At 54.5% G+C, this 23,061-nt stretch carries 22 protein-coding genes; 16 read left to right on the forward strand and 6 right to left on the reverse strand.

The genetic code is table 11. The features are described from left to right. Positions 1-6: 6 nt before the first annotated feature. A complete protein-coding gene (locus EBB_RS13265; protein WP_192394293.1) occupies positions 7-780 on the reverse strand; it encodes a hypothetical protein in 774 nt (257 codons plus the stop codon). Between the two features lie 872 nt (positions 781-1,652). Between EBB_RS13265 and EBB_RS13270 the strand changes: the two genes are divergently transcribed. After that, positions 1,653-2,261 (forward strand): hypothetical protein, encoded by a 609-nt coding sequence (locus EBB_RS13270; protein ID WP_192394294.1) that lies wholly within the window; start codon positions 1,653-1,655, stop codon positions 2,259-2,261. A gap of 11 nt (positions 2,262-2,272) precedes the next feature. Further along, positions 2,273-4,048 carry a bifunctional metallophosphatase/5'-nucleotidase gene (locus EBB_RS13275; protein WP_192394295.1) on the forward strand — a complete coding sequence of 592 codons (1,776 nt, stop codon included), beginning with the start codon at positions 2,273-2,275 and terminating at the stop codon, positions 4,046-4,048. A 222-nt stretch (positions 4,049-4,270) separates the two neighbouring features. On the opposite strand, the gene EBB_RS13280 is transcribed toward EBB_RS13275, so the two are convergent. The 3 genes from EBB_RS13280 to EBB_RS13290 all read right to left on the reverse strand — a co-directional run bounded on the left by EBB_RS13280 (position 4,271) and on the right by EBB_RS13290 (position 8,549). Continuing rightward, positions 4,271-5,014, reverse strand: coding sequence for a hypothetical protein (locus tag EBB_RS13280; RefSeq protein ID WP_192394296.1), 744 nt, complete (start codon positions 5,012-5,014; stop codon positions 4,271-4,273). Between the two features lie 80 nt (positions 5,015-5,094). Then, positions 5,095-6,708, reverse strand: coding sequence for an alkaline phosphatase (locus EBB_RS13285; protein WP_192394297.1), 1,614 nt, complete (start codon positions 6,706-6,708; stop codon positions 5,095-5,097). Between the two features lie 200 nt (positions 6,709-6,908). Beyond that, a complete protein-coding gene (locus EBB_RS13290; protein WP_192394298.1) occupies positions 6,909-8,549 on the reverse strand; it encodes a choice-of-anchor I family protein in 1,641 nt (546 codons plus the stop codon). Positions 8,550-8,737: 188 nt separating this feature from the next. On the opposite strand from EBB_RS13290, the gene EBB_RS13295 reads away from it, so the two are divergent. The 14 genes from EBB_RS13295 to EBB_RS13360 all read left to right on the forward strand — a co-directional run bounded on the left by EBB_RS13295 (position 8,738) and on the right by EBB_RS13360 (position 20,492). Continuing rightward, positions 8,738-9,097, forward strand: a complete 360-nt coding sequence (locus EBB_RS13295; protein ID WP_192394299.1) for an ArsR/SmtB family transcription factor — start codon at positions 8,738-8,740, stop codon at positions 9,095-9,097. Continuing rightward, positions 9,094-9,573 carry an arsenate reductase ArsC gene (locus EBB_RS13300; protein WP_192394300.1) on the forward strand — a complete coding sequence of 160 codons (480 nt, stop codon included), beginning with the start codon at positions 9,094-9,096 and terminating at the stop codon, positions 9,571-9,573. The genes EBB_RS13295 and EBB_RS13300 overlap by 4 nt, the downstream gene beginning before the upstream one ends. 18 nt (positions 9,574-9,591) lie before the next feature. Continuing rightward, entirely contained in the window at positions 9,592-9,948 is a 357-nt protein-coding gene (gene arsD / locus EBB_RS13305; RefSeq protein WP_192394301.1) for an arsenite efflux transporter metallochaperone ArsD, read from the forward strand. Positions 9,949-9,965: 17 nt separating this feature from the next. Beyond that, complete coding sequence (gene arsA / locus EBB_RS13310; protein ID WP_192394302.1) at positions 9,966-11,741, forward strand: arsenical pump-driving ATPase; 1,776 nt, start codon at positions 9,966-9,968, stop codon at positions 11,739-11,741. A gap of 63 nt (positions 11,742-11,804) precedes the next feature. After that, positions 11,805-12,251, forward strand: a complete 447-nt coding sequence (locus tag EBB_RS13315) for an ArsI/CadI family heavy metal resistance metalloenzyme (RefSeq protein WP_192394303.1) — start codon at positions 11,805-11,807, stop codon at positions 12,249-12,251. A gap of 21 nt (positions 12,252-12,272) precedes the next feature. Next, on the forward strand, positions 12,273-13,325 hold the full coding sequence (gene arsB, locus EBB_RS13320) for an ACR3 family arsenite efflux transporter (protein ID WP_192394304.1): 1,053 nt from the start codon (positions 12,273-12,275) through the stop codon (positions 13,323-13,325). A gap of 63 nt (positions 13,326-13,388) precedes the next feature. Then, complete coding sequence (locus tag EBB_RS13325) at positions 13,389-13,595, forward strand: hypothetical protein (protein ID WP_192394305.1); 207 nt, start codon at positions 13,389-13,391, stop codon at positions 13,593-13,595. A 151-nt stretch (positions 13,596-13,746) separates the two neighbouring features. Further along, a complete protein-coding gene (locus EBB_RS13330; protein ID WP_192394306.1) occupies positions 13,747-14,010 on the forward strand; it encodes a hypothetical protein in 264 nt (87 codons plus the stop codon). Between the two features lie 332 nt (positions 14,011-14,342). Beyond that, positions 14,343-16,124: an NAD(P)H-dependent oxidoreductase subunit E gene (locus tag EBB_RS13335; protein WP_192394307.1), complete on the forward strand. Its 1,782-nt coding sequence runs from the start codon at positions 14,343-14,345 to the stop codon at positions 16,122-16,124. A 1-nt stretch (position 16,125) separates the two neighbouring features. Further along, on the forward strand, positions 16,126-16,965 hold the full coding sequence (locus EBB_RS13340) for a 2Fe-2S iron-sulfur cluster-binding protein (RefSeq protein WP_192394308.1): 840 nt from the start codon (positions 16,126-16,128) through the stop codon (positions 16,963-16,965). Next, positions 16,955-17,494 (forward strand): NADH-quinone oxidoreductase subunit B family protein, encoded by a 540-nt coding sequence (locus EBB_RS13345; RefSeq protein ID WP_192394309.1) that lies wholly within the window; start codon positions 16,955-16,957, stop codon positions 17,492-17,494. The genes EBB_RS13340 and EBB_RS13345 overlap by 11 nt, the downstream gene beginning before the upstream one ends. Positions 17,495-17,506: 12 nt before the next feature. Beyond that, positions 17,507-19,018, forward strand: a complete 1,512-nt coding sequence (locus tag EBB_RS13350; RefSeq protein WP_192394310.1) for a Ni/Fe hydrogenase subunit alpha — start codon at positions 17,507-17,509, stop codon at positions 19,016-19,018. Next, positions 19,015-19,470, forward strand: a complete 456-nt coding sequence (locus tag EBB_RS13355; protein ID WP_192394311.1) for a hydrogenase maturation protease — start codon at positions 19,015-19,017, stop codon at positions 19,468-19,470. Before EBB_RS13350 ends, EBB_RS13355 begins: the two co-directional genes overlap by 4 nt. 371 nt (positions 19,471-19,841) lie before the next feature. After that, positions 19,842-20,492 (forward strand): hypothetical protein, encoded by a 651-nt coding sequence (locus EBB_RS13360; protein ID WP_192394312.1) that lies wholly within the window; start codon positions 19,842-19,844, stop codon positions 20,490-20,492. A gap of 232 nt (positions 20,493-20,724) precedes the next feature. Here the strand turns inward: EBB_RS13360 and eutC are convergent, their stop codons facing one another. Then, positions 20,725-21,501: an ethanolamine ammonia-lyase subunit EutC gene (gene eutC / locus EBB_RS13365; protein WP_192394313.1), complete on the reverse strand. Its 777-nt coding sequence runs from the start codon at positions 21,499-21,501 to the stop codon at positions 20,725-20,727. 2 nt (positions 21,502-21,503) lie between these two features. Beyond that, positions 21,504-22,886: an ethanolamine ammonia-lyase subunit EutB gene (locus EBB_RS13370; RefSeq protein ID WP_192394314.1), complete on the reverse strand. Its 1,383-nt coding sequence runs from the start codon at positions 22,884-22,886 to the stop codon at positions 21,504-21,506. Positions 22,887-23,061: the final 175 nt, after the last annotated feature.

The following is a 23,061-nucleotide window of genomic DNA, read 5'->3' on the forward strand; positions in this document are numbered from 1 at the left end:
GCTTTTTCAGGGACGACTACTTAACATGGCCCATCCATCCTCTCGATTATTTATAGTTGCAAATTCGAATAAACGTGCAACATGCTGGCTATTCCGTAAATAATCAAGCTCTAATACCCTTGTAAACTCATCAGATCGAATATATTCAACTAATTCCTCTCTGGAAGAGTGAAAAGATTCAACCACTGACTTTAGAAGTTCATACTCGGGAAAAACTCTTTCTCGCTGCTGATCCAAGTATATTTCCGCCTTGGATAAACTTGCATAGTCTTCCCAGTTCCACTTCGGCAGAAAGTGGTGAATCAATTCATTTCGCTCATCAATCAAAGCAGCCAATTCATTCTTCCTTTCATTAAAAAAATCAATATCGCAAACAAATGGACTGTTTCTGATTCGTGCAAAAACCCTATAATAATTCAGCTCAGCTTCTTCTTCGCCTGAGTCACTTTCAAGTGAAAAAGTGCTATCAATGAATTGTTTTGCAATTTGACCTAAACTAAGCTTAGAAAAGCGTTGTTTTTGCTCTTCTAAGTTGCTCTTTAATCCATCACCGCTATTCCAAACTGACAAATCACTATATATCAAAATATATTTCAAAATATATTCAATTTGTTGAAAAAGTAAAACGTTTCTTCCGAGTTTTCGTTGCACTTCTTTATTTAAATTTTCAAGATTAATATCAACCCCCCAAGAAAAATCCCAAGACCATAAGTTGCAATTCGTAAGGCCGTAAGGTGCAATTCGTAGGGCGTCAATAGGCGTAGCCGTATTGCGCCTCATGATGGCCTTAAAGCATTCGGCGCATTACGCTATCGCTAATGCGCCCTACAAAACTGCGTAAATATTAGCTGGATTTCAAACTTCGCGGCGGGGTTTTCTCCCGTATGCCGCGCCGAGCACCGGAGGGTTTGAACGGATCAGCCCGTAGGGGCGCCGCAGGGATGCGGCGCGTTGCATGCAGGGGCTGGGAAGCCCCTTCAGGCAACCCCGTTCAAACCCGAGGAGCGCAGGATCAAAGCGGCATCCGGGCCGCCTTTTCTTTGGATACTTTCTTTTGGCGGAGCAAAAGAAAGTATCTCGGCCGTCGGTCCGAGAACCGACATTTAAAACACCCGTCGCGCTAGCGACACTGCATCGCTCAGCGAAAAAATACGCCATCGGAATTCATACCTCTTACAGCCAATCTCAGAGCCAGACTATTGGAGTTATTTTGTCCAATGATCGAGAAAATATCTCGGTTGTTCGAGCTCGCAGCTTGGTCATTCAAGAAATTTTCTTGGCCGTTCCGCTTCAGAACTCAATCAGCCAAGCTCAGAACCTCATCACTGGATTTATTTTGTCCAGCAGCCGGGCTCTGAGCTCAAACAGTCGAAAACCAAGCCGGACTAACCACATCCCGAAATACCCGATTCCTCGAATTTCATCGCTTGCATTCTAGTCTCCCAAGCCAAAGTCACTGCCCGGATAAAACCCGCAACACTCGTGTATTACATTTCACGAAATCTTCATCTAGCAATCACAAGTTCATCACAAAATTTCTTTAGGCTGTACTTGCTTTACCCATAGCGATGGAAATTTCTCAACCCCATATGAACGAGCAGCCAGCGGCCTATAACAAAAACGCCCGCGCTGTCTTTATCGGAGCACTCTAAATGATTAAACAATCTGTTCTTGCCATGGCCTTACTGTCGGCAATTTGCGCACAAGCCGAGGCGGTTACCCTCAATGCCGACGGTGCTTGGCATGCGTTTGACGTCGACAACTCAGTCTCTAACTCGGGTGGTTTGGATTGGATAGATCTCAACAATGATGCCTTGAGTTTTGACTTTTCTTTAACGCAAACCGCCATATTGCAAGTAGTGGATGGCGGCTATGCTGGCGATCAATTCCTGGTAATCAGTAACGGCATCCCGTTTAACAATAAAACGCCATATGGGTCTTCATCATCGGATATTTGGGTTAGGAACATGTCCATGCCAACCAACAGCTACCCGAACAATTTGGGTACCAATTTTGATGCTGCCTTCAACGATTTCAGCTACAGCCGGGGCATATTTAAACTCGACCCCGGAACTTACAGCATCACCGGCTTACTAGTCCAATCGGCTCTGGATAACGACGGAACCCCGCTTAACGCCACTGTCGGTGCCATCCGATTACAAACTTTTACCGCCGTACCTCTGCCTGCCGCCGCAGGCCTGTATGCAGCCGGCGCCGGCCTGCTGGGCTTGGTCTCTCGCCGCCGCCAATCCACTAAATAAGGGTTAAACCAATGAAATTAAACAAACTTGCCATCGGCATTGCCTTGGGTTTGGGCACACTGGGTGCAGCTCATGCCGTGACCAGCATTCCCACCACTACCATTAAAATCGTCGCGTTCAACGACTTTCACGGCCAACTGGAATCTCCCGGCACATTCCGGCAAACGCCCAGCAGCGCGGCATCTACGAATATTCCGGTCGGCGGCGTGGACTGGATGGCCGGCTATATTAACGAATTGAAAAACCAAAACCCCAGCACGGTAGTAGTCTCGGCTGGCGACATCATCGGCGCCACTCCGCTGGTGTCCGCGCTGTTTCATGACGAACCGACCATCGAAACCATGAACCGCCTGGGCTTGGAATTCAACGCGGTCGGTAATCACGAATTCGATGAAGGCAAGGACGAGCTGAAACGCATGCAAAACGGCGGCTGCCACCCCACCGATCCGAACTCCTGCCAAGGTGCGTCAGTCGGCACGCCGGTGCCTTTTGAAGGCGCGGATTTCAAATTCCTGGCCGCGAACGTAGTCGAAACCGCTACCGGGAAAACCTTGTTTCCGCAATACGCGATCAAAGTCATCGGCGGCGTGCGGGTCGGCTTTATCGGCATGACCTTAAAAGAAACCCCCACCATCGTCACCCCTACCGGCGTGGCCGGCCTGGCGTTTAAAGACGAGGCGGCGACAGTGAATGCCTTGATCCCCAAATTGCGGGCGCGCGGCGTCGAAGCGGTGGTGGTATTGATTCATCAAGGCGGCACGATACCAGTCACGCAAAGTGCTTCGACCATCAATAACTGCGACGGCGGCTTGGATGGCTCGCCGATTAAAACCATCGTCAACCAATTGGACGACGAAGTGGATTTGGTGATTTCCGGCCACACACACCAAGCCTATAACTGCCAAATCGCCAACAAAGCCGGCCGCTTGATTTCGGTGACCAGCGCCAATTCGCAAGGCCGAGTCTTGACTGATATTGATGTCGCCATCAGCACCGTTAACGGTGAAGTCAGCAGCGTCAGCGCCGAAAACATTGTGGTTGATCGGAGCAACACAGCCATCACCCCGAACACGGCGATTAAAACTATCGTTGACAATTACAAAGCCCTGTCCACCCCCATCGCTAACCGAGTGATAGGTAGCATCAGCGCGGCGATTACCCGAACCGCGACCACGGCCGGCGAATCGGCGCTGGGTGACGTGATTGCCGATGCGCAATTGCTGGCCACCCAAAACCCAGGTTTCGGCGAAGCGGTGGTGTCATTCATGAACCCCGGCGGCATCCGCGCCGATTTGACCTTCCCCTCCAGCACTGCAGCCGAAGGCGACGGCAGGGTTACCTATGCGGAAGCCTTCACCGTGCAACCCTTTGGCAATACTTTGGTGACCTTGACCTTGACCGGCGCGCAGATCCACACCTTGCTGGAGCAACAATTCACCGGTTGCACAGTCGGTTATCCAGCCAGCGCACCGGCGGCTGGCCAAGCGTTCAACCGCATCATGCAAGTCTCCAGCGGCTTTAGCTACGCATGGCGCGAAAAAGGCACACCGTGCGATAACGTCGATCCAACCAGTATCACGATCAATGGTGTGGTAGTCGATCCCGCCGCCAGCTATCGGGTTACGGTAAATAACTTCATGGCCGACGGCGGCGATCAATATTATGTGTTGACGCAAGGCACTAATCGTCTGGGCGGTGCCTTGGATCTGGATGCGCTGGAAAACTACTTCACCGTCAACGGTACAGTAGCCCCTGGCTCGCAAAACCGGATTTTGCCGGCACCTTAAGTTTTAGGGATTAGTTGTAAGCTCTGTAGTGGTACTCGGGCCCGCTGGTACGCGATACAGCGGGCTTTTTTTTGCCTGTTCAGTCAAGCAGAAAACAGCATCGATACTCGATTATTAATTCGGCCCCCAAATATCGTCGCTCCCGCGCAGGCGGGTGCCTAGCAGCTATACTGGATTCCCGCCTCCGCGGGAATGACGAACCCAGGAGTTTTAAGGACGTGCTTAATGATGATGCTCATGCCCCATTTGCGCTTGCACCTTGATCACGAACGGGTCAGATTCCTTGTCGCCCAAATCGGCGAAATCGATCACGTCGTAGCCGTCAATGGACGTCGGTTGCCAGGGCGCGGCATTTAAAGAATACGCCTGCAACAGTTCGGTGCGCTCGGAAAATTCGCCCTGTTGCCGTTCGATCAAGGCCGGTAACGCGACGTCCAGGCGCATCACCACATGCCATTCGGTCTCCGCGACTTTACCGCTATATTCGCGGGTCGGGAAGCCATCGGTCCATTCGATTTCTTCGGCAGTCAGTTTATCAAGCAACTGGCTATCCAACAGCAACGCCAGTTTTTGCCAGGACGGCGTGATGTCCAGCATCCGAAGATCGCCGGCCTGAAATTCGATTGCCCGCTGGTCTTGATGATAGAGCTTACGGTGAATCAGTTCCTGGCCGTCACGCTGCCAAAGCTCACCCAAGCCTAGTTGCGGCCGTTCTATTGTGATCTGCCGGCTATCGCGCCAGAAGCGCCAGCTCACCTCGGCGGGCAATGCCTGGTGCTCTTCGTGTTCGTGCTCTGCGCCGCTGCGGGTGGTGACAAACTCGGCGGCCACGGCGGGCAAGTTTGCCGAAGATAAATCGATGATGTTAGCGGCATGCTTGGCCGGCGCATGGCTGCAAGCCGCCAAAACGATTAATAAGCTGAGAGCAAGCAGTTTGGGTAAAAATTTGAAATGGTTGTTGAACATGGAACCTGCACATTACGGTATTCAAAAAAAATCAGGGACGGCCAGCGTCCCTGATTCGCTTTCGGGAAAAGGCTCCCGGACTATTTACGCATGCCTAGCGCATCAGCCATTACATGATAAATCACATTTTGTTCCAGCGTACCGCGTACCAAGTAAGCGCCAGGGCCGTCGGCATAGATCGCTACGTCTTCGCCGGCGTGGGTTTCCGCGCTCATCGGTACAGTGGCTTCCTGCATGTAGTTAGGATTGGCGGTATCGACCGCTGTCAAATCAGGACGCAATTTGCTGCCTGCATAAGCAGCAGCCACGGTGCCTTCGTTGGCAGGATTAAATTCCTTGCGTTGCAAGCCGCCGGTCCAGCCCGGGCCGTTGGCATAGGTCAAGGTGGTGTAAGGCAAACCTAAAGAATCTTTAGTAACAACGCCGTCTACCGCAGTTTTACCCAGGATAGGATTGCCGCGTGACGGATAGCCGGCAATAGTGAAGACATGGCTATGATCGGCAGTAACCAATATCAAAGTATCTTCGTCGCGGGTCAGTTGTTTGGCTTTTTTCACTGCATCCGACAGCGCCACGGTATCGGTTAGCGCCCGGTAGGCATTGCCGGCATGGTGCGCGTGGTCGATCCGGCCGGCTTCCACCATCAGATAATAACCTTTGCGGTTTTTTTCCAGAATTTTGATGGCTTTTTCGGTCATCTCGGTCAAGGACGGTTCGCCGGCGGCGTCTTGTGCGCGGTCGGCTTCATAGCGCATGTGCGAACGCTCGAACAAGCCCAATAAATGATCGGTAGACGCTGTATTTACCGCGTCGAACTGGGCTTTGTTCCAGACATAGTCGGAATTATTGTATTGAGATGTCCACTCCAAAGTCAGGTCGCGACCATCGGCGCGGCGGCCTTTTTGGGTTGGGTATTCAGGGTCGGCAACGTTATTAGGCATGAAGTAGCTGCGGCCGCCGCCCAATGCCACTTCCAGGCCGTCGCCGTAAGGAAATTCCAGCAGCTGGCGAGCGATGTCCTTCACGGTAGCGCCGGCAGGCAGGTTGCTGTCGGCTTCCCAATCGCGGTCAGCAATGTGGGCGTAATTCACAGCTGGCGTAGCGTGGGTAAAACGGGCGGTTGTGACGACGCCCGTCGACATGCCGCGTTCTTCGGCGCGCTCCAGGATAGTTTTAACGCTGTGTGCCGCAGTGACTTCCGCGCTTTTTTCGGTACGCAAAATACCTTGCTCGACGGAAATAGCGCCGTCATTGGCTTTGATACCGGCGACCATGGCAGTAGCAGTAGGTGCGGAATCCGAGGTTTGTTGGTTGGCGCTGGCAGTAACCGAATGAGCGATATTGTTGAATTTTTCAAAACCCAAACGGTTGAATTCGCCGTCGCGTCCAGCCATTTGGCCTTCCAAAATCCGCGCGGCGGTGACAGTAGATACGCCCATGCCGTCGCCGACGAACAAAATGACGTTTTTGGCTTTGCGCAGTTGTTCCACATCTCTTTTGTTGACCAACACCGCAGCTTCACCGGCTTTGAACCATTCAACGCCCGATGTCGGTACTTGGCTGGTTTGCGCAGGTTTATGAGAATCGTGATGATCGCGGTCGGCATGGTCGTGGGCGACTGCGGCGACCGACAAGGTAAAACCGAAGGCGCCGACAGCGACTGCCGCCAGTTTTTGTGGATGTGTTTTTTTCATGTGTTGCCCCGAGAGCGGTTTATGGAGCGGCAACATTAGCGATTGAATATGACAAGCGCATTACGGGATAAAACGCGAAAAACCGGGTTAGCCGATATAGCTCGGCTAAGCTGGCGTATTAACCCGGCCCTTAAATACCGAAGGGCTCAGCCCGAACGGTGTACCCGCGTTAAATAGGGCCGGGTTAATCACTGCGGATATTATTGTTTACGGCCGCGTTTCATCCCCATAAAGCCCACCAGCGCGGAGCCGAACAGCCAAACCGCGCCCGGCACCGGCACGGCCGATACTTTGTACAGCGATGTGGTTTCGCTTACCTCGTTGGCCACCGCCAGATAACTGCCTTGGGCATTGCTGAAGAAACTCAGCCCCTCGGGACCGATGTCGCCGCCGGTGAACAACATGTCCAAAAACTTCGGACTGTTCAGGTCGGTCAAATCCCAGACCATCACTGCATTAGAACGCTCCAAACCCAAGAACAACAAGTCACGGCCGTCCACTTTACCTACCACCGCAGTTTCCGGCTCAGGACCTTTGTTATCGCTACGGCCATCGTCCCACAAGGCCTCGTAAGCAGCATTACCGGGGTTCGCCGCGATCAGCGCTTTGATGGTTTGTTCCAGTTTGTCGCCGGAATCGAACACCATCGTGCCATTGGCATCCAAAATCGAGAACGAGCGCGCGCCGAAGACTTGCAATTGGTCCAAGTCGCCGTCGTTGTCCAAATCGCCGCTCCTGGAGACCGTCAGTCGATTCAGCTTGTCATTGTTCGTGGCCCAATCAGGGCCATGCAAGGCTGTCATGGTGGCATTTAACGCAGGATCGATAGTTGCTGCGCCCACCCGCACTTCTTCCGAACCACCCGGCCAATCTTCGCGAGAGTCGCCTTCGTTAGCGGTCACGTAATATTGATTGCCGTCTTTGCTAAAGCTGGCGATGCCGTCGGGCATGTACATACCCATCACATTCCAATTCTGGATGTTGCCTTTCAACGCTGCAGTGCCGGCACCGTCGCGATCCGAGACATCCAGACCGTTGCCGGCTAAATTGTGATCCTTCAAACCCAGGGCTTTAATGTCGGTGACTGTGGCGCTGGCGATGTCGATGACCGCAACCGAATTGGCCTCTTGCAGCGTCGCAAAAGCTTTGCTGCCGTCCTGGCTAACCGCAATGTATTCCGGCTCCAGATCTTGCGCGACGCTGGCGTTTGGGCCGGTCAGACGCACGCCGCTGGCTTTCAAAGCCGCCGCCGCACCATTGAAAGTAGAAAATCCGGCCGTTTGGACGGCAAAGGTGTTGGTGTTGATAATACTGACCGAGCCTTCCGGATCGCCGCTTGGCCCCAGCAAATAGCTGCTGGGTTCGCCTTCGTTAGCCACCAGCAAGCGGCTACCATCGGGCGTGTAAGTCACTGCGTCAGGGTTGGCGCCCACGGTAACACTTTGTTGCAATGTGTAATTGGCGGCATTGTAGAAACGCACCAAACCCGCATCGGTTTTAGTGGGCGCTGTCAAAGCAATGGCCGCTTGGCCGTTTTTCACCGCCACGCTGTTGATCCCGCCGAGCGCGCTCGTGGAAATGCTTTGCAGCAAATTGCCGTTCATATCCAGCACATCGACGCCACCTTGGCCAATATTGGCCTGATTGGCATCGGTTCCCGCAACCCATAAGCGGTTGTTGACTGCATCGAAAGAGACGATTTCCGAACCCATGGCACTGGAGCCATTGGCGGCTGTATGGTTAAACGTCCATTGATGCGCCCATTGGAAATCCGCGGCCGCGCTGACATTGGTAGAAGCCAGCACAGCCGCGATGGCGGCGGCGATTGCGGTGTGTTTCATAAACATGCTCCGGAGACTCGAGTTGATTGCTATTGAAGGTAAAGATTTGCCGACTGCATCACAGCCAACATGGCGAAAATGTAATTTCGCGCATAGTAGATAGCCTTTATGACAGTAGCGTTACGCTTGTATGAATTGCCAAAGCCCCAAGCATTGACTCGATTCCATATTTCAATTATTGTTGAAATATGGAAAATAAAACTGCTGTTATCGCACTGGCCGCGTTGGCCCAAGAATCCCGTCTGGCAATTTACCGCGCGCTGGTGCAAGCTGGCCCGGAAGGGTTGGCCGCCGGCAAAATCAGTGAAGCGACCGGGATTGCCCCCTCGTCCCTGTCGTTCCATTTAAAAGAACTGACTTACGCCAACTTGGTGAGCTCGCGCAACGAAAGCCGCTTCGTGATTTATACCGCCCACTTTGCGGTGATGAACGAACTGCTGGGCTTCCTGACCGAGAACTGTTGCAACGGCAATGCCTGCTTGTCGCTTTCCGCCTGTTCCGGCAATCCCGATTCTTTACCCTCAAACCCGACCGACACTCCCTCATGAACGTATTATTTCTGTGTACCGGCAATTCCTGCCGTTCCGTCCTTGGCGAAGCCACTTTCAATCATTTGGCACCGGCAGGCTGGCGAGGCCTGAGCGCCGGCAGCAAGCCCACCGGCAAAATCCACCCGCGCTCCTTGGCTTTGCTGACCAGAGAAGGCATATCCACCGAAGGTTATTACAGCAAGTCCTGGAATGACCTGCCGGTGACGCCGGACATCGTCCTCAGCGTGTGCGGCAATGCCGCCAACGAAACCTGCCCGGCCTATCTCGGCCCGGTCATGCGCAGCCATTGGGGCGTTGAAGACCCGGCGCATGTTGAGGGTACCGACGAGGAAATCGATGCGGCCTTCATGACGGCTTATCGGATTCTGCGCCATCGCATCGAGCAGTTTTTTGCTTTACCGTTGGACCAATTAAAAAACGATCCCGAGCGTCTAAAAGCCGAACTGGATCGCATCGGCACGTTGTTGCCTTAATAATTAAGGAGTTACCTCATGACTACTATTCAGGTGTTTGACCCTGCTTTGTGTTGCAGCACCGGCGTTTGCGGTGTGGAAGTTGATCAGCAGTTGGTGGGGTTTGCAGCCGATGTCGATTGGGCCAAGCAAAACGGTGCCGACATTGAGCGCTTTAACCTAGCCCAAACTCCGCTGGCGTTTGCCGAAAACCCGCAGGTAAAAGCCTTTCTGGAACGTTCCGGCGCCGAAGCCCTGCCCTTGATCCTGGTCGATGGTGAGGTCGCATTGGCTGGTCGTTATCCCAATCGAGCCGAATTGGCGCGTTGGGCAGCGATTAAGGTAGCGGAAGAGCAAGCCGCGTCGGGCTGTTGCAGCGGAAGCAGCTGTTGTTAACTTGTACTGATAGCGCTATGAACAGCAACCGCAAATTCCTCGACCAAGCGCCGCGCTTTCTATTTTTTACCGGCAAAGGTGGCGTGGGCAAGACTTCTATCGCTTGCGCCTCGGCCGTGCAATTGGCGGATGCCGGCCGACAGGTGTTGTTGGTGAGTACCGATCCGGCCTCGAATGTCGGCCAAGTATTTGGTATCGACATCGGCAATCAGATCACTGCCATTCCGGCCGTATCCGGCCTGGCGGCTTTGGAAATCGATCCGCAAGCAGCGGCGCAAGCCTATCGCGACCGCATCGTCGGCCCGGTGCGCGGCGTGTTGCCGGACAGCATCGTTAAAGGCATAGAAGAACAATTGTCCGGTGCTTGTACCACGGAAATCGCGGCATTCGACGAATTCACCGCACTATTAATCGACTCTGATTTGACCGTCGGCTACGACCATATCGTGTTCGACACCGCGCCGACCGGCCACACCATCCGCCTGTTGCAACTGCCCGGCGCCTGGAGCGGTTTTCTGGAACAAGGCAAAGGCGACGCCTCTTGCCTGGGACCCTTGGCTGGTTTGGAAAAACAGCGCAGCCAATATAAAGCTGCTGTCGACGCACTAGCAGATCCGCAGCGCAGCCGGTTGATCCTGGTTGCCCGCGCCCAATCATCGACCTTGCGCGAAGTGGCCCGCACCCACGAGGAGTTAAACGCCATCGGCTTGTCGCAACAATATTTGGTTGTCAACGGCATCTTGCCGGAAAGCGAAACCGCGCAAGACCAGCTGGCCAGCGCGATCTACCGGCGCGAGCAAAACGCCTTAACCGATATACCGGCGGCGCTGAGCGGCTTACCGACGGATCGCATTGAATTAAAGCCCTTCAATCTGGTTGGACTGATGGCTCTTAGGCAATTGCTGAGCAAATCCGCGCCGCTCTCGACAGCTGACAATGACGTGATGCCGGCCATACCCGCAGCCAATCTCTCGAAACTAGTGGACGAGATTGCCGCCGATGGTCATGGCTTGGTGATGCTGATGGGTAAAGGCGGCGTTGGCAAAACCACCCTGGCCGCCGCGTTGGCGGTGGATCTGGCGCGACGCGGTTTGCCAGTGCATCTCACCACCTCCGACCCAGCCGCCAATTTAACGGACACGCTAAACGGCGCTTTGCCTGACCTGAAAGTCAGCAAAATCGATCCGCATGCGGAAACCGAACGCTACCGCCAACATGTGCTGGCTACAAAAGGCGCCAATCTGGATGAACAAGGCCGCGCTTTGCTGGAAGAAGACCTGCGCTCGCCGTGTACCGAAGAAATTGCCGTGTTCCAAGCCTTTTCCCGCATCATCCGCGAGGCCGGCAAGAAATTCGTGGTGATGGACACCGCCCCGACCGGGCATACCTTGCTGCTCTTGGACGCTACCGGCGCTTACCACCGCGAGGTGGCGCGGCAGATGGGCGGTTCCAATCAGCATTTCACCACGCCGATGATGCAGTTGCAGGACCCGCGTCAAACCAAGGTGCTGATCGTCACTTTAGCGGAAACCACGCCAGTGTTGGAAGCAGCCCATTTGCAAGACGATTTACGCCGGGCCGGCATCGAACCCTGGGCGTGGGTGATCAATAATAGCGTGGCCGCAAGCGCCGTGCATTCAGCGCTATTGCAGCAACGCGCCGCCAATGAATGGCCGGAAATCGCTGCCGTTGCCAATCGTTATGCCCGCCGCTATGCACTGGTACCTTTGCTGCAGGACGAGCCGACCGGCGTCGAACGCTTGCTAGCACTAGCCGGCGGCCATAGCCAATAAACACGAGTAAACGACACTCACAAAACAGCACACCTTTACCCACTTTCACTCGGAGTAACCGCGATGAAACGCCTGCATATCCATCTAGCCGTCGATGATCTGACGAAAAATATCGACTTTTACAGTGCGCTGTTTCAAAGTGCACCGAGCGTACGCGAAGCCGATTACGCCAAGTGGTTGCTGGACGATCCGCGCGTCAATTTCGCGATTTCCAGCCGGGGCCGCCAGCCAGGGTTGGATCATTTGGGCATACAAGTCGAATCCGGTGAGGAATTGGAAGCAGTCCAGGAAAACCTGGCTGCCGCCGAGCTGCCGGTCGCGGCGCAAAAGCAAGCCAACTGCTGCTACGCCCAGTCCGATAAATACTGGACTGTCGATCCGCAAGGCATCGCTTGGGAAGCCTTCCACTCCTTGCGAACCATTCCCTTATTTGGCGAGGATCAAGTGTTGCAACTTGAACCCGCCAGCAGTTGCTGCAAACCACCGGCAGCCGATAACGCTGCACAATAAATAGCTGACTTGGAGATTTAAATGAGCACCCCGCATTGCCCCAACGCCCGCTTATCCTTTCTCGACCGTTTTCTGACCTTATGGATTTTTATCGCCATGGCGCTTGGCGTCGGCATCGGCTTTCTATTTCCCACGGAAGTCTCCGATTTCAACGCAGCGGTGTCGGTCGGCACCACCAATATCCCGATAGCCATCGGCTTGATCGTGATGATGTATCCACCGCTAGCCAAAGTCCGTTACGAAGAACTTGGCGACGTGTTTCGCAACTGGCGGATATTGGCCGTGTCCTTGCTGCAAAACTGGTTGCTCGGCCCGGCGTTAATGTTCGTGCTGGCTATCGTGTGTCTGCGCGATTATCCCGACTACATGGTGGGCCTGATTTTGATCGGCCTGGCGCGCTGCATCGCGATGGTCATCGTCTGGAACGAATTGGCAGAAGGCGACAACGACTACACAGCGGGCTTGGTGGCATTTAACAGCGTGTTCCAGGTGTTATTTTACAGCGTCTATGCCTGGTTGTTCATCACCGTGCTGCCTCCCTTATTCGGCATGCAAGGCAGTCTGGTTGCCATCACCATCGGCGAAATCGCCAAAAGCGTTTTTATCTATCTGGGCATCCCGTTTCTGGCCGGTTTTAGCACGCGCTTTCTGTTGGTCAAAGCCAAGGGCAAGGATTGGTATCAGCAAACTTTCGTCCCGAGGATCAGCCCACTGACCTTAATCGCGCTGCTGTTTACCATAGTGGTGATGTTCTCGCTGAAAGGCGATTTAATCGTGCAATTGCCAATGGATGTGGTGCGGATTGCGATACCGCTATTGATTTATTTTGTGGTGATGTTTTTGCTCAGCTTTTTAATGGGCAGAGCCATCGGCGCCGGTTACGGCAAAACCACCACATTGGCATTTACCGCCGCCAGCAATAATTTTGAATTGGCGATTGCGGTGGCGGTGGCCGTATTCGGCATTAACAGTGGCGCGGCTTTTGCCGCAGTGATTGGGCCCTTGATCGAAGTACCGGTGATGATCGCCCTGGTCAATGTGGCTTTGTATTTCCGCAAGCGCGAACTGATTTAAAATTGAACTTCGTTTACCCAACGACTCGTTTAACCAACCTTAACCTTACCAAGGAACACGCTCATGGCTGCCGATAAATCGAAAAACGATAGAAAGAAAATTGCGGTGGAAGAACCCACCTACGACCAACTGAAAAATTTTTCCCGCTTTAACGGCTTAAAAACCCGCGTGGTGGTGGCAGCCATGGTGGATATCGTCTTGCAAGACCCGGTTTTGAGCGCACGCGTCATCGAACAATGTCGGCAGGCCGACACGGTTGAAACCATTTAGCCGCCGTCGCCGCCACTAACAATATCTATCTGTGTTGACGAAAATCAACACGCGCTCCACAAACAAGCGGAATAATGGTTCCCGGCGTGTGCCACGGTGCACGCCAAACCGGTGATTGCAAATCGTTCAGTGTGTAAGTCAGGTGATGACGATGGACAACGACATTTTAATTAATCAAGCCCGCCAACTTTACGCCGCATTACATGCTAGTCAGCTCCGATTAATGCCGCTCAACCCCGGCGCGTGGGCGCGCCTGGAACGCCTGCTGTCCAGCGCCTACTGCCGTTACCAGCGCCGCCTGAACCGTTGCGTGCTGTGTTATCAGTATCGCAAACACGACTGTATCCGCGAACCCGGTGAAAAATCCATGCCTTGCCGGCGACGCCAGCCCTTGAACTCACTAGCGACGTTTTAAGCGGCAAGATTTTGCTGTCCACTACCCGCGAATTTGTTTAGTATTGCGGCGTAGATGACGGCAAATCGACAGTTCCTCCGTCTCACCGGCATCTTGCGCTAGCGGTGGACTTTCACCGCTAAGCATTGGGAGCTAGGACAGGCGGTTGCGCTGCGCAGACGGGAGCCAAACCACTCGGACAAACAATGTTGCAGTGGCGATTTTCCGGGTAAACTGCCAGCGGACACTTTGAAAAATCTCACGCCAATTTGGTCATAACTTTGAGAGTGACTCATGATTTTTCAGCAGGCATGAGACACGGCGATGCAACCCAACGGCCCAGCAATTCGACGATGAACAGCTTCATAGAGTCCGTATTAGCAGAGGCGGACTATAAACCCGAACGGCTGCTGCCAATCCTCCGCGCGGTGCAGGCGCAGTATCTGCATATTCCCCAGGCGGCTATCGAACAATTGGCCGCTGCTTTGCATATTCCCCGCACCCAGATTATTGCCGTCGCGGAATTCTACAGTTTCCTGCACCTGACGCCGCAGGGCCGTTACGACATTCATATCAGCGACTCGATTACCGACCGAATGCTGGGCAAGGAAAAACTGCTGAATTACCTGGCAGAAAAGTTGCGCGTCAAAGTGGGTGAAGTCCGCGCGGACGGCCTGGTCAGTTTGAATAATACCTCCTGCACCGGCATGTGCGACCAAGGCCCAGCCGGCTTGGTGAATGGCTATGCGTTGACCCGTCTGGACCATGCCAGAATCGATGTCATCGCCAAACTGATCGAACAACAAGCGCCGTTAAGCGATTGGCCGCCGGAGTTCTTTGCGGTGGAAGAGCCGATCCGCAAACCCGGCCTGTTGCTCAACCAACCATTCGAAAACGGCGCGGCGATAACGGCGACGTTCGCGCGCGGCCTAACGGAAACCCTGGCGGAAGTGGACAGTTCCAATTTGCGCGGCCGCGGCGGTGCCGGCTTTAAAACCGCGTTGAAATGGCGGACTTGCGCTCAACAAACTACCACGCCGCACTACGTGATTTGCAACGCCGACGAGGGCGAACCCGGTACGTTTAAAGACCGGATGCTGCTCGACCTGTATGCCGACCAAGTCTTTGAAGGCATGACCTTGTGCGCGGCGATTATTGGTTCGGTTCAGGGCTTGCTGTATCTGCGCGCGGAATACTTGTTCCTCTACGAGCAGTTGCAGCGCGTGTTGAAACGCCGCCGCGACAGCGGATTGCTAGGGCGCAATATTCTCGGTCACAGCGGCTTTGATTTTGACATCGAAATCCGCATGGGTGCCGGTGCCTACATCTGCGGCGAAGCCTCTGCGCAAATCGAGTCCTTGGAAGGCAAGCCCGGCATACCTCGGGTTAAGCCGCCCAATTCGGTGATCTGCGGCTATCAACGCAAACCCACCGTGGTGGACAACGTCGAGACTTTTTTTGCTGCCACCCACATCGCCGTTCAAGGCGGGCCATGGTTTGCGGAAGTCGGTACTGCGCAATCGACCGGCAGCAAACTGCTCAGCATCAGCGGCGACTGCGCGCGGCCTGGCATTTACGAATACCCATTCGGCACGTCAATTGAAGAGATTTTGCGGGACTGCGGCGCGGACGACGTGCTGGGTGTGCAAGTGGGCGGCCCTTCCGGCACTTTTATTTCCAATCGGGAACTGCAACGCCGCATAGCCTTCGAAGACCTGTCCACCGCCGGTTCGTTTATGGTGTTCAACAATAGCCGCAGTATTTTCGACATAGTGCAAAACTTTACCGATTTCTTCGCCCATGAAAGTTGCGGCTTTTGTACGCCTTGCCGGGTCGGCACCACGCTGTTGAAAAATCAGCTGCGGAAAATTATCGAAGGTAACGGCGCCGCAGTCGATCTGGAAGAACTCAACGAGATATGCCTGGTCGTCAAAAACAACAGCCATTGCGGCCTGGGCGATTCAGCCGCCAATCCGATTTTAAGCACCCTGGCCAGCCATCCGGAGCTGTATCTTAAGCAATTAAAGCAGAGTAATTTTACCCCGGGGTTTGATTTGGACGCTACCCTGGCCGTGGCTCGCCGTATGGCGCAGCGCGACGACGACGCGGCGCATTTATCGCAAGTGGAGAACTGACATGAGCGGCACTCTTTGCATCGACGGCATCGCCGTGCCGTTCAGCGACGGCCAAACCATTATCGAGGCGGCGCGCACTGCCGGCGTGTACATTCCTTATCTGTGCCACCGGCTAGGTTACGCCCCGTACGGCAGTTGCAAACTGTGTACGGTCAAAGTCAATGGCCGGACCAATACCGCCTGCACCATGCCGGCTGCCGACGGCCAGACCGTCATCAGCAACAGCCCAGACCTGCAACATGACCGCCAGCGCATCACCCAGATGCTGTTCGTGGAAGGCAACCATTTCTGCCCGTCCTGCGAAAAATCCGGTAATTGTCAGTTACAGGCCGTGGCCTATCACCAGAACATGCTGGATAACCACTACCCGCATTTTTATGCCCAACGGGAAATGGACGCCTCGCACCCGGATATATTGATCGACCACGACCGCTGCATTTTCTGCAATCTGTGCGTGCGCGCCAGCAAGGAAAAAGACGGCAAGGAAGTGTTCGGCATCGCCGGACGCGGCATCCACAAACGCCTGGTCATCAACTCACCCAGCGGCAAACTGAAAGACAGCGAGATTAGTGTCAACGACGAGGCCGCCCATGTCTGCCCGACCGGGGCGATTCTGGTCAAACGCAGCGCCTACCTAGCGCCGATTGGCGAACGCATCTACGACGGGCATCCCATCAGCGAAGTCGCCTGCGAAAAAGCAGTTATCAGGGCGGGCGAGGCAAGCGGCTACCCAAGCTGCGACCCGACCAAGCTGACGGATGCGCCTCAGCAGAACGGAGGCCCGGACTCCCACTACGCGGCGACCATGCCGCCCGCGCCGGACATCAAACATGGCCGCTAAGATCAAAATCGCCACCACTTCGCTGGCCGGCTGCTTCGGTTGCCATATGTCGTTTCTGGATATAGACGAGCGCTTGCTGAAACTGGCCGACATCGTCGAATTCGACCGTTCGCCTCTCACCGACATCGAACACTGCGGCCCGTGTGATATTGGTCTGATCGAAGGCGGGGTTTGCAACTCCGAAAACGTGCATGTGCTGCGCGAGTTTCGCGCTAACTGTAAAATTCTGATCGCCGTAGGTGCTTGCGCCATCAACGGCGGCCTACCGGCGCTGCGCAACTTTTTCAAGCTGGAAGATTGCCTGCTGGAAGCCTATCAGGACGGCATCGGCGTGGACAACCCACAAATCCCCAGCGATCCGGAATTGCCGTTGCTACTAGACAAGGTGCGACCTGTCCACGAGATCGTCAAGATCGATTATTTTATGCCCGGCTGTCCACCATCCGCCGATGTGTTTTGGCACTACCTCAACGCATTGATCGAAGGCCGCGACCCGACTTTACCTTACGAGTTAGTCCATTACGACTAACGGAGGAACCCCGTGTACGAATATCTTGAAACCGCCGATCCGGCATTAGTCGAGGCCGGCAAGCTAAAACGGGTCGCGGTCGATCCGGTGTCCCGCGTGGAAGGCCACGGCAAAGTCACGCTGCTACTCGACGAAAACAATCAGGTCCAGCAAGCCCGCCTGCACATCGTCGAGTTTCGCGGCTTCGAAAAATTTATTCAGGGCCGCCCGTATTGGGAACTGCCGGTGATGGTGCAGCGTTTGTGCGGCATCTGCCCGGTCAGTCACCATCTGGCCGCCGCCAAAGCCATCGACCAGTTAGTCGGCGTTGATCCGGCCAACCTACCGCCAGCAGCGGATAAATTACGGCGATTGCTGCATTTCGGCCAGGTCTTGCAATCACATGCCTTGCATTTTTTCCACCTGTCCAGCCCGGATTTGCTGTTTGGGTTTGAAAGCGAGATCGGCAAACGCAACATCGTCGCGGTGTTGGCGGATTATCCGGATATTGGCCTGCAAGGCGTGAAACTGCGCAAATACGGCCAGGAAGTTATCCGCATGGTCTGCGGCAAGCGCATTCACGGTACCGGCGCAATTCCCGGCGGCATGAACAAAGCGCTGAGCAAAGACGAGCGCGATTATCTGAAACAAGACATCGGCCAAATCGTGAGTTGGGCGCAAGGCGCTTTGCAACTGGTCACAAAAGTCCACACCTCCAACCTGCCCTATTACGACGACTTTGCCACCATCCGCAGCAACTACCTGAGTTTGACCAAACCTGACGGTGCGTTGGAGCTTTATCACGGCGGGATTAGGGTGAAAAACCCGCAAGGCGAAACCCTGGTCGACCACTACGATTACTGCGATTATCCGGAGTTGATCCGCGAAGAAGTCCGTTCCTGGACCTATATGAAATTCCCCTACCTGACTGCGCTGGGCAAAGCCGATGGCTGGTATCGGGTGGGGCCGTTGGCGCGGGTCAACAATTGCGATTTCATCGACACGCCACTGGCGGAAGCCGCGCGCGTCGAATTCAAGCAACACGGCGGCGCAGCCATGGTACACAGCACGTTGGCCTTTCACTGGACGCGGATGATCGAATTACTGCATTGTGCGGAAAGCATCCAAATCTTGCTGGATGACCCGGACTTGCTGAGTCACGACTTGGTCGCGAAAGGCGAAAAACGCTACGAAGGCATAGGTGTGATCGAAGCCCCGCGCGGCACGCTGTTTCATCATTATCAAATTGACGAAAACGACATTGTCACCAAAGCCAATCTGATCGTTTCCACCACCAGCAACAATACGGCGATGAACGAGTCGGTGCGGCAAGTCGCGGCGGAATATTTGTCCGGCCGGGAGCTGACCGAACCCTTGCTGAATAATCTGGAAGTGGCGATTCGTGCCTACGACCCTTGCCTGTCCTGCGCCACGCATGCGGTTGGCAAAATGCCCTTGCAGTTGGAACTGGTCGACGTGGACGGCAAGTTGGTGGATAAACTGGTTCGGCACAGCAGCGGCGAATTTATTCACGGCAGCGAATGACTAAACCCATCCTGGTGTTCGGTTACGGCAATCCCAGCCGTGGCGACGACGCAGTTGGCCCTTTGCTATTAGATTATCTGGCCGAGCATCTGGACCTGAGCCATATCGAACTGCTCAGTGACTTTCAATTACAAATCGAACACGCGTTGGATTTGCAAGATCGCGAGTTAGTGGTGTTTGTCGATGCTGCGGTCAATTGTCCCGACAGCTTTGCCTTTACCCCATTAACCCCAACCCAGGACCACAGTTATAGCAGCCATGCGCTGAGCCCGGCCGCGCTGTTGTCGGTCTATGACACCCTCGGCAAACAAGCGCTGCCACACTGCTATTTATTAAGCATTCAAGCCGAAGCATTCGAACTCGGCAGCGGGTTAAGCGAACGCTGCTCGGCCAATTTAATTGCGGCTTGTCGATTTATAGCCGAGTTTCTGAAACAAAGGCCGTCTCGCTAGCTCCCCTCTGTTGCAAAGCGGGGAATGAACAGCTCCAACGCTTAACTTATAGACATCGAAGCTTGTAACCGCCAGCAGCGGCTCTATGGCAATCAGTCCATTTGTTATCGCCAAACACATAAAAAACGGCTGTTTCGAATCGTTAAACTGCTTCAAACGCAATGGGTACAGCTCGTCCTTACAAGGTACGCTCCGAATCTGTTTAATCGTGGATTTTTAGGGATTCCCATACGCCATTCGGGTTTCAACTATACTTACGAGACACCGCCGATAACGCAATACCGGGCGTGAGGCCCGCCCGTTTGCCCTCCGGGACAGCGGAGAGCGAGGCGCTTACAATTGCCAAAAATCAAACTCTAGAGGGTACAACCATGCTGGTGGAAGAAGGCGAGAAAATCAAGGTTCTAGTCAGAGAGTTCTTTAAAAAAGGCCATAAATCCAGTAATAAGCTATACGACGTGGATCTTGCCGGTTCTGCCGTTTTGGCGAATATGAGCGCTAAAGGCATGACCCGATGGCTGGAAGCCGACGAGTCTGCCAAACACAGGCTCAACGGCGCTACGTCACACTTGGAGTTGGCCGAGAAATTGGTGAAGATGACTATTGCGGACCGCTCGGGCAACTGCGGAGAGATGGCAGCCTTGAGCGCTTACTACGCTAAGAAAATCTACAATATCAAGCGCGACTTACTCTATATCGGCATCGTTTACGGCAAAGGCGACCACGCTTTTTGCTTGGTTTCGCAGGAAGCGATCCCGGATACAGCACGTAAGTATGCGTCTACAGCCGATTTCACCAGCCGCAAGATCGCCCAATCCTGGCTAATCATCGACCCTTGGCTAAATACAGTTTGTTACGCATCCGACTACCTGACCAAAAGCGGCGAGAAGCTCGATAAATGGGCGACGGACGGCAAGCGCGTGTCCTGGCATGGCGGGTCTCAAGGCTCCGGTTGGTACGTGCCTAACGGCGAATATAAAACCGAGTTCGGCAAAGCGCCGGTGTTTTTGGACGCTTTCTAGCCGGCCCGCTCTAAATGCAATAGCGGCCAAGCGTATTGCGACGAAATCAACACGTCGTTGAGCTGAATCACCGGTTCTAAATCGGTGTAATTCGGGGGCATGCGGCATGAAAGCGGCCAAAAAATCTTCCGCCGATTCGAACAGAAAATGGCACATCGTGTCGACCGCAAGGATGCGGGACCCGTTGCCGAGAGCTTGCCGAGCCGCTTTTGCCTTGGCGTAATGAACCGATTCAGAGTTTCTTTAACAACGCCGCGCCGCCAATCTCGGTAAACCACTGTGCCGGCATATCATCCTTAAGGGCCACGCCTGACAAGCCGCGTTGCAAGGCCTGTTCACTCAAGTAAGCCAGCTTGGCTGCGGCCGCGTTATAAGATAGACCCGCCGGCGGGCGAATATTGGAGATGCAGTTGCGTTCGGCGTCGGTATTGCCTGGCTTGGGGGCGTAGGTTAAATACATCCCCAAACTATCGGCGGCACTGAGGCCGGGCCGCTCGCCAACGATAATCACAGCCAGCCGCGCGTTCAGTAATGCGCCAATTTCATCCGCCAAGGCTACTCGAGCGTTAGCTACCAGACAAATCGGCCCTATCCGCAATCCGCGCTCGGCATATCCGGCAACCACCGTTTGCAGTAATGCCAAACCGTGATCGTCCACAGCGGTCGAGGACAGGCCGTTGCTGACAATCAAAGCCACGTCGATAGCCTGGGATGCCCGCGCTTCAAGTATTTCATGACTGGATTTTGTCAAACAACGACCAAGATCGGGACGCTGTAAATACTGGGGCCGACTGCTTACGGGGGTCGTCAGAATCAGCGATTCCAACCCCAGCTTTTCCACTTCCCCAGCAAAGATCTTCACATCCCAGACTTGTTGTACCGCATCGCGAGCGCTGGCATGCGCGAGTTGAAAATCCAGTAGTGCCTTGGTCGGTAAGCTACACCCTACCCGGCCTTGCGCAATTCTGGCCTGGGTAAATTGCCGTAAGGTAATCCACGGATCGTTCATTTTTAAGCGCTCGGAAGGCCGTGAAAGTTAGTCAGCAATGGCGTGGCGTTACGCGCCGCGGCCAAGCGGTTTTGACCATCGAATATGCCCATACGCTGCAACCAGGCCTCGAATTCCGGTGCCGGCCGCAAGCCCAATACTTGCCGCAGATACAGCGCATCGTGAAACGAGGTACTTTGATACGCCAGCATCACATCGTCGGCTCCGGGTATGCCCATGATGAAGTTGCAGCCGGCCACGCCCAACAGCGTCAGCAGGGTATCCATATCGTTCTGATCGGCCTCGGCATGGTTGGTGTAACAAATATCGCAGCCCATCGGCACACCCAGTAGCTTGCCGCAAAAATGATCCTCCAAACCGGCGCGGATGATTTGTTTGCCATCGTATAAATATTCCGGGCCGATGAAGCCGACCACGGTGTTGACCAGCAAAGGATCGAACTCCTTGGCGACCGCATAAGCCCGCGCTTCACAGGTTTGCGCATCGATACCGTGATGCGCGTTGGCGGATAAAGCACTGCCCTGCCCGGTTTCGAAATACATCAACTGCTGGCCGGCACTCGCACGGCCCAAGTTTTCCGCCATGGCCTTGGCTTCGCGGAGCATTGCCAGGTCGATACCGAAACTGCGATTGGCCGCTTCGGTGCCGGCGATGGATTGAAACAGCAAATCCACCGGCGCACCGCGCTGCATCAGCTCCATGCTTGTGGTCACGTGGGCCAGTACGCAAGACTGGGTGGGAATTTGGTATTGAGCAATGATCTCGTCCAGCAAATTCAACAAGGTGTGGACGTTGTGCAGATTATCGGTGGCGGGATTGATGCCGATCACCGCATCGCCGCTGCCGTAGAGCAAACCATCCAGAATACTGGCGGCGATACCGCGCGGATCGTCGGTTGGATGATTGGGTTGCAGACGAGTGGCCAAGCGGCCCGGCAAGCCGATGGTGCTGCGAAAGCGAGTAACAACGCGGCAACGGCGCGCCACGGCGATCAAATCCTGGTTGCGCATAATTTTGCTGACCGCGGCCACCATTTCCGGCATCAGCCCGGCCGAGATTGCCGCCACATCACTCTGCTCGGTTAACAGCCAATCGCGAAACTCGCCCACGCTTAAATTCGCAATCGGCGCAAACGCTTGCGCATCGTGCCGTTCCAGAATCAAGCGCGAGACCTCATCCTGTTCCGGCGCAATCAAAGGCTCTTCGATAAACTGCCGCAAGGGCACATCGGCCAAAACTTGCTGAGCAACAGCACGCTCGACTTCGGAATCCGCCGCCAAACCGGCCAACTCATCCGCTGCCCGGCGCGGCGTAGCCTTGGCCAGCAAGGTACGCAAATCGCGAAAATGAACGCTTTTGCCTTGTGCGGTTGCGGAATAATTCATCAGTCAGGCAGCTTACGAACGGGTAAAACCCGAGAATACGACAAGTTTGTGACTATTATGTGACATAGCCGGTGGCAGACCTGCAGTTATGATCGAGTCATTTGCCTGCAATATTTGGCTCGTACCCTAGCGAGAATTCGCTGCCGATCCGAATGGAGAACCGGCTGGCAATCCA

Source organism: Methylomonas fluvii, from assembly GCF_014850975.1.
GTDB classification, from domain to species: domain Bacteria; phylum Pseudomonadota; class Gammaproteobacteria; order Methylococcales; family Methylomonadaceae; genus Methylomonas; species Methylomonas fluvii.